This window comes from Ruegeria sp. BG5, assembly GCF_056538425.1.
This window is the reverse complement of record NZ_JBQFTC010000009.1, coordinates 77,545-94,131: the sequence shown is the minus strand read 5'-3', so window position 1 is coordinate 94,131 and position 16,587 is coordinate 77,545. Positions and strand designations below refer to the sequence as shown.

Genomic DNA, 16,587 nt, shown 5'->3' with positions numbered 1-16,587 from the left:
GGGCGTTTCCGTCCGCCAAAACGTGTGTCGGGCGCGATATTCACCCGACGTCCTTAAAAAAAATCGATTTGAAGTCTGGCCAATCCCACCGGTTAGTGAAATGACGCCCGCATCAACGACATTCTCTCGCGGGCTCGGTGTTTGGCAAGTGTGCAAGTGTGCTTTCGCCAACCAGCAAAAACAGCTGAGCGCCGCGATACAGTTCGAAAGCCGAGGAAAACGATGGGCCTTACCTGCCGGGACGTGATGGTCTCGCCTGAAACGCAGAAAACGATACATCCGGATGACACTGTCGCAAAAGCGTTCGATATCATTCGGGACAGCCGGGTGCGCTTTCTTCCGGTTGTCGACGAGAACGGAAAGTTTCTGGGTGTGTTTACCGCACCGACCCTGATCAAGATGATCCTGCCCAAGGCCGCACTGATCGGCATGAGCTCGGAAACAAGCCGGGTGCCGATCAGCAACCTGAGCTTCATGGATCTGACCAAGGAAGATTTCCGCGAACAGGTCACGCGACTGAATGAGGAACGGGTCGGGGACCACACGTCCAACCCGGCCAATATCCCCGTGACCGCCCCGGATACGCCAGTGATGGAGGGCATCTTCCTGATCCACAAATTCAAGCGCCATGTGTTCCTGGTTGAGCCCGACACCAAATGGTTTGTCGGCACAGTCAGCCCAAACTCGCTGATAGATCACGCGCTGAGTTAACCCCTAAAATACCGGACCAAAATTGTGACCGATCATTCTGTTTCGCATGGAGAACACGCGTTCTCCGTTCCTCAACTGTTGGGGGTTGATCCTCTGTGGATTGCCACTGGCATTCTTGTCGCCGTTTACGCGGTGCTGATCACTGAAAAGGTGAACCGCGCCATTCTGGCGATGCTGGGCGCGTCGCTGATGGTGCTGTTTGGCATCCTCAATCAGGAACAGGCCGTCGCCGGGGTGGATGCAAACACGCTTGCGCTGCTGATCGGCATGATGGTGATTGTGGGGATCACCAGCAAATGCGGGCTGTTTCAATATGTGGCGATCAAGGCGTCGAAGCTTGTGAACGCGAACCCGACCGGCATCCTGATCATGCTGACGCTGATCACGGCGGTATTTTCCGCGCTTCTGGACAACGTGACCACGGTATTGCTGATCGCGCCGATTACCCTGTTGATCACAGATGCGTTGGAAACACCGGTCTTTCCGTTCTTCTTTGCCGAAATTCTGGCCTCGAACGTTGGTGGTACGGCCACGCTAATCGGTGACCCGCCCAACATCATCATCGGCTCGGCCGCCGGGCTGAGTTTCAACGAGTTTGTGGTCAATCTGGCCCCGATCTCGGCGATCTGTCTGGTTGTTCTGACCGGCATCATCTACCTGATGAACCGCCGCACGCTGGCCGCCATTCCAAAATCCGCCAGTGAAAAGATCATGCGCTTCAACGAAGACGAAGCTATCACCGATGTCCGGCTGATGATCAAATCCCTGTTCGTTCTGGCGCTGGTTTTGCTGGGCTTCACCCTGGGCCACAGCTATGGCGTCCAGCCCGGCACCTCGGCGCTGGCGGGTGCGGCGTTGCTGATGCTGCTGGCCTATGGTCACCAGCACGGCGAAGAGCAATCCGAATCCGTGCACCACATCTTTGGCGAGGTCGAGTGGATCACGATCTTCTTCTTCGGCGGCCTGTTTGTGATTGTCGCGGGTGTGGAACACGTGGGTCTGCTGGACTTCTTCGGCCAGAAGGTTCTGGAACTGACCGAAGGCGACATGATGTGGACCGCGTTCTTCATCTTCTGGGCTTCGGGCATTCTGTCGGCCATTCTGGACAATATCCCCTTTGTGGCGACGATGATCCCGCTGATCGAATCCACCGCCGACACGTTTGGCGGCCCCGAGGCGATCGAGCCCTTGTGGTGGTCGCTGGCCCTTGGTGCCTGTCTGGGTGGCAACGGCACGCTGTTGGGCGCAAGCGCCAACCTGACCGTCGCGGCCTTTGCCGAGAAGGCCAAGCAGCCCATCGGCTTCGTAAAATTCGCGATCATGGCCTTCCCGATCATGATCCTGACCCTGATGATCGCCAACGTTTATATCTGGCTGCGCTACTTCTATTAAAGCGTTTGGCTTTTAGCCGAGTGCAAGCATCGGAAGGCGCGTTCGACCGAAGGTCGAGGCAGCGCATTTCGATACACAATAAACGCTTAATGATTGGTCGCACCCGACCAGCCGCTTTTCTAAGGCGGCTGGTCTCGCCCTTGCGCCCCGGCTGGGCTATAGCCGGGGCATGGCACAGATTGAATCACTCTTCGTAACCCGTCTCTACCGCGCCGCCTTGTCCGAGTTCGATCCCAAGATCGACGCGGATGAGTTGGAAAGCTCCTGCCTTGTCATTGCCGAGGATGATGAGGCCGGGCAGGAATGGTGCGAAGAGAACGGTTATCCCGGTTATACCAGCTATGCCTCATTGACCGATCTGCCATGGCGGTTCCCGATCTTCGCCGATCTGGTCAAGGCGCTGGACCAGCACGTCGCGGCCTTTGCCAAGGATCTGGAGTTCGATCTGGGCGAGGGCACGCTGAAGCTGGAGGATCTGTGGATCAACATCCTGCCCGAGGGCGGGATGCACTCCAGCCACCTGCATCCGCATAGCGTCATTTCAGGTACGACCTACGTGGCAATGCCCGAAGGGGCGAGCGCGCTGAAACTGGAAGACCCAAGATCAGGCCGCATGATGGCCGCGCCGACCCGGATCAAGGGTGGTCGGCGGGACTTGCAACCGTTCATCTATATGAAGCCGCAGGTGGGCGATGTTCTGCTCTGGGAAAGCTGGTTGCGCCACGAGGTGCCGATGAACATGGCCGAGGACGAACGGATCAGTGTCAGCTTTAACTATAAGTGGGAGTGAGTCCCGGTCCGCGCAGCGGCAATCGCTCCGGTGGAGCGATTGAGGGGCGAACGGGCGGAGCCCTTTGGGCGGAAACCGTTTGCAATTCAGATTATCTGAGAACACTCAAAAGTGCGAAATTTGTATTGAAGGACGTTTTAGCCAATGCCTCGGTGGATTCTGGTAATACTTGCAGTTTCAATCCTCTTGCTTTCAATCACCTTTGCAAATTTCTACGGCGTTAGCGCCAAAGCCTCCTTGTGGGATCCAGATGGGTCAGAAAACGATGGTTGTTGATCAGCTGCTCCAATCAACGTAACTTTGAAAAACTATAGTTTTAGACGTGTTGCGCGTGCCGCAGTTAGTCTTGAGGTTTGGATAAACGGTCAGGCGAGAAATGTTCTTGTCGATCTCCGAGAAAGGGAGTTTGATTTAGTCACGCCCCCATTTTCTACTCGCTCCATGTGTTTTTCCGACTCTCTTTTCGAATGGGATAGTGAGGATGAGCAAGGAAACAACTCGGCTGTGTCGATCATAACCAACGCTAATCGTTGGATGGCTTCGTATGTCAAGTTTCGAGAGAACGCACAGATCAGTGTCGTGCTTGAAGATGTGACCTTCAGATAGAAGCCACACGAAGAAAAAAATGCAATATTGCTTTCCCCAAACTTCCTCTTGCCACCCACCCCCCAAACCCTTATACGGCGGCATCCTGCGATCTCCCGGCGTTGTCGGGCGATTCGTATGTCTATCATTCATCCACCAGGTCAAAGGTGACCCGTATACGGGGCCTTCTGGTGTTTTGAGCAAAGGAAAAAGGCGATGAACGCCCAAGAACTGCGTGACAAGACCCCGGACCAGCTCCGCGAGGAACTGGCCAACCTGAAGAAAGAAAGCTTTAACCTGCGCTTTCAACAGGCAACCGGTCAGCTGGAAAACACAGCCGGTATCAAAGCGGCCCGCCGCAATGCTGCCCGTGTCAAAACCATTCTGAACGAAAAGGCCGCTGCCGCGGCATCCGAGGAGTAATCAGATGCCCAAGCGTATCCTGCAAGGCACCGTGACCAGCGACGCCAACGAACAGACCGTAACCGTATCCGTCGAGCGCCGCTTTACGCATCCGGTTCTGAAGAAAACCATCCGTAAGTCCAAGAAATACCGGGCTCACGATGAAAAGAACGCCTTCAAGGTCGGTGACACAGTCCGCATCATCGAATGCGCGCCGAAATCGAAGACGAAACGTTGGGAAGTTCTGGAAGCGTAAGCCTCCGGTATTTTCCCATTTGTCGAAACCCTGGGGGATCTAACAAGACCAGCCCCCACAGGTCGGGAGAAACCACATGATCCAGATGCAGACCAATCTGGATGTCGCTGACAACTCCGGCGCACGCCGAGTTCAGTGCATCAAGGTCCTGGGTGGTTCCAAGCGTAAATACGCCTCCGTCGGCGACATCATTGTCGTCTCGGTGAAGGAAGCCATCCCGCGCGGCCGCGTAAAGAAAGGTGACGTCCGCAAGGCCGTCGTCGTACGCACCGCCAAGGAAGTCCGTCGCGAAGACGGCACCGCGATCCGCTTCGATCGCAACGCCGCCGTCATCCTGAACAACAACAATGAGCCCGTAGGTACCCGTATCTTTGGCCCCGTTGTTCGCGAACTGCGCGGCAAGAACTTCATGAAAATCATCTCGCTGGCTCCGGAGGTGCTGTAATCATGGCTGCTAAACTCCGCAAAGGCGACAAGGTCGTCGTGCTGGCCGGCAAGGACAAGGGCAAAGAGGGAACCATTTCCTCGGTTGACCCCAAAGCCGGTAAAGCTGTTGTCGATGGCATCAACATCGCCATCCGCCACACCCGTCAGTCGCAGAACTCGCAAGGTGGTCGCCTGCCTCAGGCAAACCCGATCGAGCTGTCGAACCTGGCGCTGCTGGACAAGAACGGCAAAGCAACCCGCGTTGGCTTCCGCATGGAAGGTGACAAGAAGGTCCGCTTCGCCAAGACCACAGGGGACGTGATCGATGCTTGATTCCGCAACCTATACCCCGCGTCTGAAAGCTCAGTACGTTGAAACCATCCGTGCCGCTCTGAAAGAAGAGTTCGGCTACAAGAACGACATGCAGCTGCCCAAGCTGGACAAAATCGTTCTGAACATCGGTTGTGGTGCTGAGGCGGTCAAAGACTCGAAGAAAGCGAAAGCTGCTGTCGAGGATCTGACTGCAATCGCTGGTCAACAGGCCGTTTCAACCAAGGCGAAGAAGTCGATCGCGGGTTTCCGCGTCCGGGAAGACATGCCGCTGGGCGCGAAAGTCACCCTGCGCGGTGACCGGATGTACGAATTCCTGGATCGTCTGATAACCATCGCGCTGCCGCGCGTTCGTGACTTCCGCGGTGTTAAGCCGTCTTTCGATGGTCAGGGCAACTTTGCCATGGGCATGAAAGAGCACATCGTGTTCCCGGAAATCGACTTCGACAAGGTCGACGAGGTCTGGGGCCTGGATATCGTAATTGCCACCACAGCGAAAACCGACGCTGAAGCTAAGGCACTGTTGAAAGCTTTCAACATGCCGTTCAACGCGTAAGCGCCGGGAGGATTGAGACATGGCTAAAAAAGCAATGATCGAACGCGAGAAGAAGCGCGAACGCCTGGTGGCCAAATATGCCGCAAAGCGTGCCGAGCTGAAAGAAATCGCGAATGACGAGAGCCGCCCGATGGAAGAGCGTTTCAAAGCACGTCTGAAACTGGCGAAACTGCCGCGCAACAGCTCGGCTACCCGTCTGCACAACCGTTGTCAGCTGACCGGTCGTCCCCACGCTTACTACCGTAAGCTGAAGGTCAGCCGTATCGCGCTGCGCGAGCTGGGTTCTGCTGGTCAGATCCCCGGCATGGTGAAATCGAGCTGGTAAGGGAGACATAGATATGAATGATCCTATCGGCGATATGCTCACCCGTATCCGCAACGCGCAAATGCGCGGCAAGTCCACCGTTTCCACCCCGGCTTCCAAGCTGCGCGGTTGGGTTCTGGATGTGCTGGCGGACGAAGGCTACATCCGTGGCTATGAAAAGACGACCGGTGAAAACGGTCATCCGGCCATCGAAATCAGCCTGAAATACTACGAAGGCACCCCTGTCATTCGCGAACTCAAGCGGGTCTCGAAGCCCGGCCGTCGCGTCTATATGGGCGTCAATGACATCCCGCAGGTCCGTCAGGGTCTGGGCGTGTCGATTGTCAGCACTCCGAAAGGTGTGATGTCGGACGCAAACGCTCGCTCCAACAATGTTGGCGGCGAAGTGCTCTGCACCGTCTTCTAAGGAGGTCTGCAATGTCTCGTATTGGTAAAAAACCGGTCGAGCTGCCCAGCGGCGTAACCGCCTCTGTGTCAGGTCAGACCATCGAAGTGAAGGGTCCGAAAGGCACCCGCAGCTTCACCGCCACCGACGACGTTACGCTGTCGGTTGAAGACAACGTGGTCAAGATCGACCCCCGTGGCATGTCCAAGCGTGCCCGCCAGCAGTGGGGCATGAGCCGCACCATGGTTGCCAATCTGGTAACCGGTGTGACGACTGGCTTCAAAAAAGAGCTGGAGATCCAGGGTGTTGGTTACCGGGCGCAGATGCAGGGCAACACCCTGAAGCTGAACCTGGGCTACAGCCACGATGTTGATTTCACTGCTCCGGAAGGTGTCACCATCACCGCGCCGAAGCAGACCGAGATCGTTGTGGAAGGTATCGACCAGCAGCAGGTGGGCGAAGTCGCGGCCAAAATCCGCGAATGGCGCCGCCCCGAGCCGTATAAAGGAAAGGGCATCCGATATAAGGGCGAGTTCATCTTCCGCAAGGAAGGCAAGAAGAAGTAAGGACGCAGACAATGGCAAACAGCAAAAGAACCCTGTTTCTGAAGCGCCGCCTGCGCGTTCGGAACAAACTTCGCAAAGTCAACGCCGGCCGTGTACGCCTGTCGGTTCACCGTTCGAACAAGAATATCAGCGTCCAGCTGATCGACGACGTTCGTGGCGTGACCCTGGCTTCGGCCTCGACCCTGGAAAAAGATCTGGGTGTAGTTGGCAAGAACAACGTCGAAGCGGCCACCAAAGTGGGCGCGGCCATCGCCGAGCGTGCCAAGAAGGCAGGCGTCGAAGAGGCCTATTTCGATCGTGGTGGCTTCCTGTTCCACGGCAAGGTGAAGGCAGTTGCCGACGCCGCGCGTGAAGGTGGTCTGAAGATCTGATGTGGCGATGGGTGCAAGCACCCATCCTACACGACAAAGAACCGTAGGATGGGTGCTTGCACCCATCTTGCTTTGTAGGCGGGTCCGCCCGCCTCGATGATCGGGGGGCCTGGATTTCTTTCGTGGCTCACTTCGATTGAGAAAACTGGCGCGACAAGCGCCACATGAGAAAAGGGATGCCAAATGGCAGAACGTGAAAACCGTCGGGGCCGTGGCCGCGACCGTGAAGAAGCACCGGAATTTGCCGATCGTCTGGTCGCAATCAACCGCGTGTCGAAAACCGTAAAAGGTGGTAAGCGCTTTGGCTTCGCCGCTCTGGTGGTTGTTGGCGATCAGAAAGGCCGCGTCGGCTTTGGCAAGGGTAAAGCGAAAGAAGTACCTGAAGCCATCCGCAAGGCGACCGAACAAGCCAAGCGTCAGATGATCCGCGTGCAACTGCGCGAAGGTCGGACTCTGCACCACGACATCGAAGGCCGTCACGGCGCCGGTAAAGTGGTTATGCGCACCGCGCCTGAAGGTACCGGTATCATCGCCGGTGGTCCGATGCGTGCCGTGTTCGAAATGCTGGGCGTCAAGGACGTTGTGTCCAAGTCGCTGGGCTCGCAGAACCCGTACAACATGATCCGCGCCACCATCAACGGCCTGCAGAAAGAGCAGAGCCCGCGTTCGGTTGCCGCACGTCGTGGTAAAAAAGTTGCCGACATCCTGCCCAAGCGGGACGAAGCACCGGCTGAAGCCGAAGCGTAAGGAGTAGCGAGCAATGGCAAAAACCATCGTCGTCAAGCAGATCGGTTCCCCGATCCGCCGCCCCGCCGAACAGCGCGCAACCCTGATCGGTCTGGGCCTGAACAAGATGCACCGCACACGCGAGCTAGAGGATACGCCTTCGGTCCGCGGCATGGTCAACAAGATCCCGCATCTGGTTGAGATCATCGAAGAGCGCGACTAAGCGCGATTGAACTTCAAGTGAAAACACCCCCGGAACTTTCGGGGGTGTTTTTCGTTTGAGGGTTTCGATTTGACGAGCCTAAAGTCTCGTTTCCTTCCTCGAAATCACGTCAGCGTTCACTTCCGAACCCATACGACGCAGGTGGCGCATATCTGTCCCACAGCACCCGCCGAATACATGCACAGACGGGTTTTCTTTCACAATTTGGGCAATTTCCCGTCCCAGTTGCCACGGGTTGCCTTCGTCAAGATGCTCGGCCTCGTCGAGTTCGGCGTGCGAGCAGCTTGAGGCATTGGCAACGACCCCTTTCAACCGGGGATGATTGTCCATGGCACCCGCAAAATGGGACGGATGGGCGCAGTTCACCATATGGAACAGCGCTGACGCATCTGTCGCTTCATCTATTTGGTCTATCGCTTCGGCAAGACTCAGGCCGCTGGCCAGCCGACCGTCGGTTTCCACAACCAATGACATCACGATGGGCAGACTCAGACGCCGCGCTGCAAGAATGCACCCAATCGCCTCGGAGGGACGATTGAACGTGTAGGCGGTGACGAGGTCAACGCTGGTTTCTTTCAGCGTGGCCAGCTGAGCAGTATGATACGCGCAGGCTTCGTCTACTGGCATGGCGGGAATGTCAGCATATGGATCGTAACGAGGTCCGATGCAGGCGGATACCAGAATGTCGTCGCGACCGGCTGACCGACGGATTTCATCCATCAAGGACACTGCATCCCGATTGACCGCATCCAGTCGATCCTTGTCATATCCCAAGGGTGCCGCGCGATCGGCATTTGCCATCCAGGTGGGCGCGTCTAAAATGCATCCAAGGCCCAGTTCCCCCGCCAATTGCGCCAGTTCGGCCATCTGGTCAGCCAGAATTGCGCGTGTGTCCGGATGCTCGAGCAGGGGAAATGACGCAAAGCCCGGCAGCTCGACGCCTCGGTTGAAAATCAGATCGGTGCCGGTTCCCGTGAATACAAGAAAGTACTTTTCCCCCTTGGTCAGAAGATCCAATGACATGATTTCGCACCCTGCATCCTGCGCTGACTTCTGCGCAAGACTACCAATTTTTTCGAAACGTGAGAAGCAATCGGGCCAATTCTGGTTTGCCGGGCCAGAAGGTTTCGATCAATTGGCGCTTGGTCGTGCCATTCCCGAAACGCATACCGGCTAGACCGAAACTTCCGTTGTTAGCGTTACCAGCCACGCCTATCTGAGCCTTGTCCAAGCAAGGAACAAACAAGCGAACATTGGGGAATACGCCCCAATACAGAAAGGAAATGAGATATGGCAAACACAGCTACTTTTTCGAACACCGGATTCAACTTCAGCGCCCGCGTTGCGACCTTGGTTGAGCGCATCAAGGCAGCCCGTGCCCGTGCGGCGGAATACCAGCGCACCTATTCCGAGCTGCAGCGTCTGAGCAACCGCGAACTGGACGACATCGGTGTCCGTCGCTGCGATATCGCGGATATCGCGCGTGAGCATGCATATTGCTCGTAAAAATACCCCACCACTCACAGTGAAAGAGGCGCCGTTCGGGCGCCTCTTTTGCCTTTTGGCGGCAATCGACAACAAACCTTGCAACTGAAGGCACAACGCTGTAGAGCGCTCCGGTGGATTTCCGTCCACGAGAATCAAAACCAAGAAACGCCGTGGTTGGCCCATCACGCTTCGGGGGTCACATCCGGCTAAGGAGAAGCGAAATGAAACTGAACGAATTACGCGACAATCCTGGCGCCGCACCGAAACGCACCCGCGTTGGCCGTGGTCCGGGTTCCGGCAAAGGTAAAATGGGTGGCCGTGGTATCAAAGGCCAGAAATCCCGTTCGGGTGTGGCCATCAACGGCTACGAAGGCGGCCAGATGCCGCTGTACCAGCGCCTGCCCAAGCGCGGCTTCAACAAGCCGAACCGCAAGGAATTCGCCGTTATCAACCTGGGCCTGATCCAGAAATTCGTCGATGCCGGCAAGCTGGACGCCAAAGCTGCGATCACCGAAGACGCACTGGTTGCCTCTGGTCTGGTTCGTCGCAAGCTGGACGGCATCCGCGTTCTGGCCAAGGGCGAAATCAGCGCCAAAGTGAACCTGGAAGTCACCGGTGCCTCGAAAGCCGCTGTCGAAGCGGTCGAGAAAGCGGGCGGCTCACTTAAGGTCACAAAAGCTGCTGCGGCAGAGTAAGCGCTTGTGAGCGGGCCCAGACCCGCTTACATAGACCTCACAGTTTTCCTAGACGCCGTCCGAGCCGGAAAACGGTTCCGGGCGGCGTTTGCATAAGAGAGACCGATTTATGGTATCAGCAGCAGAACAAATGGCAGCCAATACAAGCTGGGCTGCCCTTGGCAAAGCCACCGATCTGCGCAACCGCATCCTGTTCACGCTGGGTTTGCTGATCGTCTATCGTCTGGGCACCTTCATTCCGGTGCCGGGCATTGACGGACAGGCGCTGCGCGAGTTCATGGAACAGGCGGGGCAGGGCATCGGCGGCATGGTTTCGATGTTCACCGGCGGGGCGCTGGGTCGGATGGGTATCTTTGCCCTCGGCATCATGCCTTATATCTCGGCCTCGATCATCGTGCAGCTGCTGACATCTATGGTTCCCGCGCTCGAACAGCTCAAGAAAGAGGGCGAGCAGGGGCGCAAGAAGATCAACCAGTACACCCGTTTCGGCACCGTGGCGCTGGCCACCGTTCAGGCCTATGGTCTGGCCGTGTCGCTGGAATCGGGCGATCTGGCGACCGATCCGGGGCTGTATTTCCGGTTTTCGACCATGATCACTCTGGTCGGCGGCACCATGTTCCTGATGTGGCTGGGTGAGCAGATCACCGCGCGCGGCATCGGCAACGGGATTTCCCTGATCATCTTCGTCGGCATCATTGCCGAGGTTCCGGCTGCGCTGGCGCAGTTCTTTGCCTCGGGCCGCAGCGGCGCGATCAGCCCTGCAGTGATCGTTGGTGTGATCGTCATGGTCATCGCCGTGATCACCTTTGTGGTCTTTATGGAGCGCGCCTTGCGCAAGATCCACATTCAGTACCCGCGCCGTCAGGCCGGTATGAAAGTCTATGAGGGTGGATCCAGCCACCTGCCAGTCAAGGTCAACCCGGCGGGCGTGATCCCTGCGATCTTTGCCAGCTCGCTGCTGCTGCTGCCGGTGACGATCTCGACCTTCTCGTCGGGGGCGGCCAACGGTCCGATCATGTCCTGGATGCTGGCCAACTTTGGACCCGGACAGCCGCTGTATCTGCTGTTCTTTGCTTCGATGATCGTGTTCTTCGCCTATTTCTACACATTCAACGTGTCGTTCAAACCGGATGATGTGGCGGACAATCTGAAAAAACAGAACGGCTTTGTTCCCGGTATCCGTCCGGGCAAGAAAACCGCCGAATATCTGGAATACGTGGTCAACCGCGTGCTGGTTCTGGGCTCGGCCTATCTGGCAGCGGTCTGTCTGTTGCCTGAAATCCTTCGGGGCCAGTTTGCCATCCCGTTCTACTTCGGCGGCACCTCGGTTCTGATTATCGTCTCTGTAACCATGGACACGATCCAGCAGGTTCAGAGCCATTTGCTGGCGCATCAATACGAAGGGCTGATCGAAAAGTCCCAACTGCGCGGCAAAAGCAAGAAACGCGGCAGGAAGGGACCCGCTCGTCGATGAACATCATTCTTCTTGGCCCCCCGGGGGCAGGTAAAGGGACGCAGGCGCGTCACCTGGTCGAAACACGCGGCATGGTCCAGCTGAGCACTGGTGACATGCTGCGCGAGGCCAAGGACAGCGGCACCGAGATGGGCAACCGCGTGGCCGAGGTCATGGCCAAGGGTGAGCTGGTCACCGATGAGATCGTCATCGGCCTGATCCGCGAAAAGCTGGAACAGGGTGCCGAAGGTGGTTTCATCTTTGACGGTTTCCCGCGCACGCTGGCTCAGGCGGACGCGCTGGGTGAATTGCTGGACAGCACCGGCAACAGCCTGGACGCGGTGATCGAGATGGAGGTCGACGATACCGCGCTGGTTCAGCGCATCACGGCCCGGTCGACCTGTGGCGGTTGCGGTGAAGGCTATAACGACATCACCAAGCCGATTCCTGCAGATGGCAAATGCACCAACTGCGGCAAGGAAAACGACTTCAAGCGCCGCGCCGACGACAATGAGGAAAGCCTCAAGACCCGTCTGATGGAATACTACAAAAAGACCTCGCCGCTGATCGGCTATTACTATGCCAAAGGTGCGTTGACCAAGGTCAACGGGCTGGGCGAGATCGCCGAGGTTCAGGGCTCGATCGCGCAGGTTCTGGACGCCTGAAAAGGTTGAACCGTTTATGGGCTTGACCTGAACCGGAAAAGCCCATATCGACCCCCATCCCCATTGGGAATCAAGACCGCAAGCGGGATTCGTTCCGTTTGCCCCGACTACCTCGAAATAATGCTGGATCCTCTGGCGTCACTGCCAAGATCAAGTGTTGTGAAAAAAGGTTCCGGAGTTACGGAACCGCAACAAAAAGGAAAGTGACACGTGGCACGTATTGCCGGCGTAAACATCCCGACTGCCAAGCGGGTACCTATCGCCCTCACATATATCACCGGAATCGGCAACACCTCGGCCAAAGCGATCTGCGAAGCCGTGGGCATTGAAGCGACCCGTCGCGTCAACGAACTGTCCGACGCCGAAGTTCTGAAAATTCGCGAATACATCGACGAAAACTACACCGTTGAAGGTGATCTGCGTCGTGAAGTTCAGATGAACGTCAAGCGCCTGATGGACCTGGGCTGCTATCGCGGTCTGCGTCACCGCCGCAACCTGCCGGTTCGCGGTCAGCGCACCCACACCAACGCTCGTACCCGCAAAGGCCCCGCAAAGGCCATCGCTGGTAAGAAGAAATAAGGGAGGGTCTGACTGATGGCACGTGATAAGACTCGCGTTAAGCGCAAAGAGCGCAAGAACATCGCATCGGGCGTCGCCCATGTGAACTCGACCTTCAACAACACCAAGATCCTGATCTCGGACGTACAGGGCAACGCCATTTCGTGGTCGTCTGCCGGTACCATGGGCTTCAAGGGATCGCGGAAATCGACCCCCTACGCCGCTCAGATGGCTGCTGAAGATGCAGGCAAGAAGGCGCAGGAACATGGCGTCAAGACGCTGGAAGTCGAAGTTCAGGGCCCCGGTTCGGGTCGTGAATCGGCTCTGCGCGCGCTGGCTGCCGTGGGCTTCAACATCACGTCGATCCGCGACGTGACGCCGATTGCTCACAACGGCTGCCGCCCGCCGAAGCGTCGCCGCGTCTAAGCGATTTTGAATTGAGCTGGGGCCAGTGTTTTCGCACGGCCCCAGCACGTCATTTTGAACCTCGGGCGTCTGCACCTTGTTGGTCATGGGGCGCGGACAGGAATGGAGGGATTACATGATCCACAAGAATTGGGCAGAATTGATCAAGCCGACCCAGCTGGACGGCAAGCCGGGCAACGACCCTGCACGTCAGGCAACCCTGGTTGCTGAACCGCTGGAGCGTGGCTTTGGTCTGACCTTGGGCAACGCCCTGCGCCGCGTTCTGATGAGCTCGCTGCAAGGCGCGGCCATCACCAGCGTTCAGATCGACAACGTCCTGCACGAGTTCTCGAGCGTGGCGGGCGTGCGTGAAGACGTCACCGACATTATCCTGAACCTCAAAGGCGTGTCGCTGCGCATGGAAGTCGAAGGCCCCAAGCGCCTGTCGATCAATGCCAAAGGCCCCGCCGTTGTCACCGCTGGCGACATCAGCGAAAGCGCCGGCATCGAGGTTCTGAACCGCGACCACGTCATCTGCCACCTGGACGATGGCGCCGATCTGTTCATGGAACTGACCGTCAACACCGGCAAGGGTTACGTTTCGGCTGAGAAGAACAAGCCCGAAGATGCACCTATCGGCCTGATCCCGATCGACGCGATCTATTCGCCGGTCAAGAAGGTCGCCTATGACGTTCAGCCGACCCGTGAAGGTCAGGTTCTGGACTATGACAAGCTGACCCTGAAGATCGAAACCGACGGGTCGATCACGCCCGAGGACGCGCTGGCCTATGCTGCGCGCATCCTTCAGGATCAGCTGTCGATCTTCGTCAACTTCGACGAGCCGGAATCGGCTGGCCGCCAGGACGAGGACGACGGTCTGGAGTTCAACCCGCTGTTGCTGAAGAAAGTGGACGAGCTGGAATTGTCGGTCCGTTCGGCAAACTGCCTGAAGAACGACAACATCGTCTATATCGGCGATCTGATCCAGAAGACCGAAGCCGAGATGCTGCGCACCCCGAACTTCGGCCGCAAGTCGCTGAACGAGATCAAGGAAGTGCTGTCCGGCATGGGTCTGCATCTCGGCATGGATGTCGAGGACTGGCCACCCGACAACATCGAAGATCTGGCGAAGAAATTCGAAGACGCGTTCTGAGGTGAGATGGGTGCAAGCACCCATCCTACATGACGAACCCCAGTAGGATGGGTGATTTCACCCATCCACGAAAATGCCCGGACTACCGGGGACAACAAGGGCAATGATGCCCCAAGGAGAGCGCCTGACACGCATCGGGTGCCAGACAAAGCAAAACGCAAGAAGGAACTGAAAAATGCGTCACGCACGTGGTTACCGCCGCCTGAACCGTACTCATGAGCACCGCAAGGCGCTGTTTGCGAACATGGCTGGCTCGCTCATCGAGCATGAGCAAATCAAAACAACTCTGCCCAAGGCAAAAGAACTGCGCCCGATCATCGAAAAGCTGGTCACTCTGGGCAAGCGCGGCGACCTGCACGCCCGCCGTCAGGCCGCAGCACAGTTGAAAGAAGACAAAGACGTCGCCAAGCTGTTCGAAGTTCTGGGCCCCCGCTACGCCGAGCGTCAGGGCGGTTATGTCCGCATCCTGAAAGCTGGCTTCCGCTATGGTGACATGGCGCCGATGGCGATCATCGAATTCGTTGATCGTGACGTCGATGCCAAAGGCGCGGCCGACAAGGCCCGCGTTGCTGCCGAAGAGGCCGCAGAAGAATAAGTCGATCCGACGATCTGACTGTCAGACCCCTGCGTCCCGGACGTGGGGGTTTTCTTTTTCCCGAACGCGGTCACGGATGCCGCGCTTGCATTACCGGCCCGGTGGCCGCATATCCTACGGGTCTCTGAAGATTGAGGTCGGAATGCTGCGCGCGACAGTTTTAGCTTTCTCCATTTTGTCGGCATCACTTGCCACGGCGGAAACACGGGTTCCGCAGTCCCAGGCTGACATCAGTCTGGGTTTTGCCCCGGTCGTCAAACAAGCCGCCCCGGCGGTTGTGAACATCTATGCCAAGATCGTCCGGCAGGGGCGCACCAACCCGTTGTTCTCGGACCCGTTCTTTCAGGATTTCTTTGGTGGCGGCTTTGGCACCCCGCAGCCGCGAGTGCAAAACTCGCTGGGTTCGGGCGTGATCCTGTCCGATAACGGCTATGTGGTGTCGAATTACCATGTTGTGGGCTCGGCGACCGAAATCCGCGTGGTGACAACCGACCGGCGTGAGTTTTCGGCGACGGTTGTTCTGGGGCATGAGGAAAGCGACATCGCCATTCTGCGGCTAGAGGATGCGTCTGACCTGCCTTACCTGAACCTGCGGGACTCGGATCAGGTTGAGGTGGGAGAGCTTGCGCTGGCCATCGGTAACCCGTTCGGGGTCGGGCAGACGGTGTCGTCGGGCATCATCTCGGGTCTGGCGCGGACCGGGACCGCCACGGGCAATGCGCGGGGGTATTTCATTCAGACCGACGCGGCGATCAATCCGGGCAATTCGGGCGGTGCGCTGATTGATGTGAATGGCGATCTGATCGGGATCAATACCTCGATCCTGACCCGCTCGGGCGGGTCAAACGGGATCGGCTTTGCCATTCCGGCCAATCTGGTGGCCGAGTTTCTGCGGCAGGCGCAGGCCGGCAATGACAGTTTCGTCAGCCCCTGGGCGGGGATCACTGGCCAGCATATGAGCGCTGATATCGCCGAGTCGCTGGGTCTGGCCATCCCATTGGGCGTGGTGATTTCAGATCTGCATGACCTTAGCCCACTGGCCGAGGCCGGTCTGAGGGTCGGCGATGTGGTGACGCACGTGGACGGGGATGAGGTGAACTCTCCCGCCGAGATGAAATTCCGCATGTCCGTTGCCGGGGTTGGTGGAACCTCGGTTCTGACCCGGTTGCGCGGCGAGGATCGCGATGACGTGGAAGTGGCCCTGATCAAAGCGCCTGAAACACCTGCCGCTGAAGAAACCACTCTGGACGACCGTACGGTGCTGCCCGAATTGAAGGTATCAGGGGTCAACCCGGCGGTTATCACAAGGCTGGGGCTGCGCCTGACGCAGACCGGGGTCGTGGTCATTGATCCCGGGCCATATGGTGCCCGCGCCGGACTGCGCACCGGGGACGTTCTGGACGCGATCAACGGTGCCGCCATTGAACGACCGCGCGACGTTGTGCAAGCACTGACCGATCCCAGCCGTCGGGTGCAGATGACGATCCAGCGCGGCGGTCGCACCCTGTCACTGCGGTTCCGGCTGTAACGT

The 16,587-nt window shown here is 57.8% G+C and carries 24 protein-coding genes; 23 read left to right on the top strand and 1 reads right to left on the bottom strand.

Annotation, left to right across the window (positions count from 1 at the left end; translation table 11 throughout):
• The first annotated feature begins 222 nt into the window (after nucleotides 1–222).
• The 14 genes from ACR0KX_RS19860 (at nucleotide 223) to rpmD (ending at nucleotide 8,044) form a co-directional block, all read left to right on the top strand.
• The gene (locus ACR0KX_RS19860) at nucleotides 223–711 is read left to right on the top strand and encodes a CBS domain-containing protein (RefSeq protein ID WP_480708729.1); all 489 of its coding nucleotides are present in this window, start codon (nucleotides 223–225) and stop codon (nucleotides 709–711) included.
• Between the two features lie 78 nt (nucleotides 712–789).
• Nucleotides 790–2,103, top strand: coding sequence for an ArsB/NhaD family transporter (locus ACR0KX_RS19855; RefSeq protein WP_480708728.1), 1,314 nt, complete (start codon nucleotides 790–792; stop codon nucleotides 2,101–2,103).
• A gap of 169 nt (nucleotides 2,104–2,272) precedes the next feature.
• Nucleotides 2,273–2,893, top strand: coding sequence for a 2OG-Fe(II) oxygenase family protein (locus tag ACR0KX_RS19850; protein WP_170624836.1), 621 nt, complete (start codon nucleotides 2,273–2,275; stop codon nucleotides 2,891–2,893).
• 801 nt (nucleotides 2,894–3,694) lie between these two features.
• Nucleotides 3,695–3,901, top strand: a complete 207-nt coding sequence (gene rpmC, locus ACR0KX_RS19845) for a 50S ribosomal protein L29 (protein ID WP_010437082.1) — start codon at nucleotides 3,695–3,697, stop codon at nucleotides 3,899–3,901.
• A gap of 4 nt (nucleotides 3,902–3,905) precedes the next feature.
• Nucleotides 3,906–4,136 (top strand): 30S ribosomal protein S17, encoded by a 231-nt coding sequence (gene rpsQ / locus ACR0KX_RS19840; RefSeq protein ID WP_068340771.1) that lies wholly within the window; start codon nucleotides 3,906–3,908, stop codon nucleotides 4,134–4,136.
• A 76-nt stretch (nucleotides 4,137–4,212) separates the two neighbouring features.
• Nucleotides 4,213–4,581 (top strand): 50S ribosomal protein L14, encoded by a 369-nt coding sequence (rplN, locus tag ACR0KX_RS19835; protein ID WP_008757934.1) that lies wholly within the window; start codon nucleotides 4,213–4,215, stop codon nucleotides 4,579–4,581.
• A gap of 2 nt (nucleotides 4,582–4,583) precedes the next feature.
• Nucleotides 4,584–4,895, top strand: a complete 312-nt coding sequence (gene rplX, locus ACR0KX_RS19830) for a 50S ribosomal protein L24 (protein WP_170456139.1) — start codon at nucleotides 4,584–4,586, stop codon at nucleotides 4,893–4,895.
• Nucleotides 4,888–5,448 carry a 50S ribosomal protein L5 gene (gene rplE, locus ACR0KX_RS19825; RefSeq protein ID WP_170524974.1) on the top strand — a complete coding sequence of 187 codons (561 nt, stop codon included), beginning with the start codon at nucleotides 4,888–4,890 and terminating at the stop codon, nucleotides 5,446–5,448. Before rplX ends, rplE begins: the two co-directional genes overlap by 8 nt.
• A 19-nt stretch (nucleotides 5,449–5,467) precedes the next feature.
• Nucleotides 5,468–5,773, top strand: coding sequence for a 30S ribosomal protein S14 (rpsN, locus tag ACR0KX_RS19820; RefSeq protein ID WP_068340744.1), 306 nt, complete (start codon nucleotides 5,468–5,470; stop codon nucleotides 5,771–5,773).
• A gap of 13 nt (nucleotides 5,774–5,786) precedes the next feature.
• Nucleotides 5,787–6,179 (top strand): 30S ribosomal protein S8, encoded by a 393-nt coding sequence (gene rpsH / locus ACR0KX_RS19815; RefSeq protein WP_068340741.1) that lies wholly within the window; start codon nucleotides 5,787–5,789, stop codon nucleotides 6,177–6,179.
• A gap of 11 nt (nucleotides 6,180–6,190) precedes the next feature.
• A complete protein-coding gene (gene rplF / locus ACR0KX_RS19810; protein WP_170456135.1) occupies nucleotides 6,191–6,724 on the top strand; it encodes a 50S ribosomal protein L6 in 534 nt (177 codons plus the stop codon).
• 11 nt (nucleotides 6,725–6,735) lie between these two features.
• Nucleotides 6,736–7,095, top strand: a complete 360-nt coding sequence (gene rplR, locus ACR0KX_RS19805) for a 50S ribosomal protein L18 (RefSeq protein WP_039523386.1) — start codon at nucleotides 6,736–6,738, stop codon at nucleotides 7,093–7,095.
• 183 nt (nucleotides 7,096–7,278) lie between these two features.
• A complete protein-coding gene (gene rpsE, locus ACR0KX_RS19800) occupies nucleotides 7,279–7,842 on the top strand; it encodes a 30S ribosomal protein S5 (protein ID WP_170356677.1) in 564 nt (187 codons plus the stop codon).
• 13 nt (nucleotides 7,843–7,855) lie between these two features.
• The gene (gene rpmD, locus ACR0KX_RS19795; RefSeq protein WP_170456133.1) at nucleotides 7,856–8,044 is read left to right on the top strand and encodes a 50S ribosomal protein L30; all 189 of its coding nucleotides are present in this window, start codon (nucleotides 7,856–7,858) and stop codon (nucleotides 8,042–8,044) included.
• A gap of 78 nt (nucleotides 8,045–8,122) precedes the next feature.
• Here rpmD and ACR0KX_RS19790 read toward each other — a convergent pair whose 3' ends face one another.
• Complete coding sequence (locus ACR0KX_RS19790) at nucleotides 8,123–9,067, bottom strand: homocysteine S-methyltransferase family protein (RefSeq protein ID WP_170624835.1); 945 nt, start codon at nucleotides 9,065–9,067, stop codon at nucleotides 8,123–8,125.
• Between the two features lie 267 nt (nucleotides 9,068–9,334).
• Between ACR0KX_RS19790 and ACR0KX_RS19785 the strand changes: the two genes are divergently transcribed.
• The 9 genes from ACR0KX_RS19785 (at nucleotide 9,335) to ACR0KX_RS19745 (ending at nucleotide 16,584) form a co-directional block, all read left to right on the top strand.
• Entirely contained in the window at nucleotides 9,335–9,550 is a 216-nt protein-coding gene (locus tag ACR0KX_RS19785) for a DUF1127 domain-containing protein (RefSeq protein ID WP_170524959.1), read from the top strand.
• Nucleotides 9,551–9,753: 203 nt separating this feature from the next.
• A complete protein-coding gene (gene rplO, locus ACR0KX_RS19780) occupies nucleotides 9,754–10,227 on the top strand; it encodes a 50S ribosomal protein L15 (RefSeq protein WP_170456127.1) in 474 nt (157 codons plus the stop codon).
• A 109-nt stretch (nucleotides 10,228–10,336) separates the two neighbouring features.
• On the top strand, nucleotides 10,337–11,701 hold the full coding sequence (gene secY / locus ACR0KX_RS19775; protein WP_170456125.1) for a preprotein translocase subunit SecY: 1,365 nt from the start codon (nucleotides 10,337–10,339) through the stop codon (nucleotides 11,699–11,701).
• Complete coding sequence (locus tag ACR0KX_RS19770) at nucleotides 11,698–12,345, top strand: adenylate kinase (RefSeq protein WP_170624834.1); 648 nt, start codon at nucleotides 11,698–11,700, stop codon at nucleotides 12,343–12,345. The genes secY and ACR0KX_RS19770 overlap by 4 nt, the downstream gene beginning before the upstream one ends.
• A gap of 210 nt (nucleotides 12,346–12,555) precedes the next feature.
• Nucleotides 12,556–12,924: a 30S ribosomal protein S13 gene (gene rpsM, locus ACR0KX_RS19765; protein WP_170456119.1), complete on the top strand. Its 369-nt coding sequence runs from the start codon at nucleotides 12,556–12,558 to the stop codon at nucleotides 12,922–12,924.
• 15 nt (nucleotides 12,925–12,939) lie between these two features.
• Nucleotides 12,940–13,329, top strand: coding sequence for a 30S ribosomal protein S11 (rpsK, locus tag ACR0KX_RS19760; protein WP_008757289.1), 390 nt, complete (start codon nucleotides 12,940–12,942; stop codon nucleotides 13,327–13,329).
• A 115-nt stretch (nucleotides 13,330–13,444) separates the two neighbouring features.
• Nucleotides 13,445–14,461 carry a DNA-directed RNA polymerase subunit alpha gene (locus tag ACR0KX_RS19755; RefSeq protein ID WP_170377644.1) on the top strand — a complete coding sequence of 339 codons (1,017 nt, stop codon included), beginning with the start codon at nucleotides 13,445–13,447 and terminating at the stop codon, nucleotides 14,459–14,461.
• A gap of 175 nt (nucleotides 14,462–14,636) precedes the next feature.
• The gene (gene rplQ, locus ACR0KX_RS19750) at nucleotides 14,637–15,056 is read left to right on the top strand and encodes a 50S ribosomal protein L17 (protein ID WP_170334079.1); all 420 of its coding nucleotides are present in this window, start codon (nucleotides 14,637–14,639) and stop codon (nucleotides 15,054–15,056) included.
• 142 nt (nucleotides 15,057–15,198) lie between these two features.
• On the top strand, nucleotides 15,199–16,584 hold the full coding sequence (locus ACR0KX_RS19745; RefSeq protein WP_480708736.1) for a trypsin-like peptidase domain-containing protein: 1,386 nt from the start codon (nucleotides 15,199–15,201) through the stop codon (nucleotides 16,582–16,584).
• Nucleotides 16,585–16,587 lie beyond the last annotated feature (3 nt).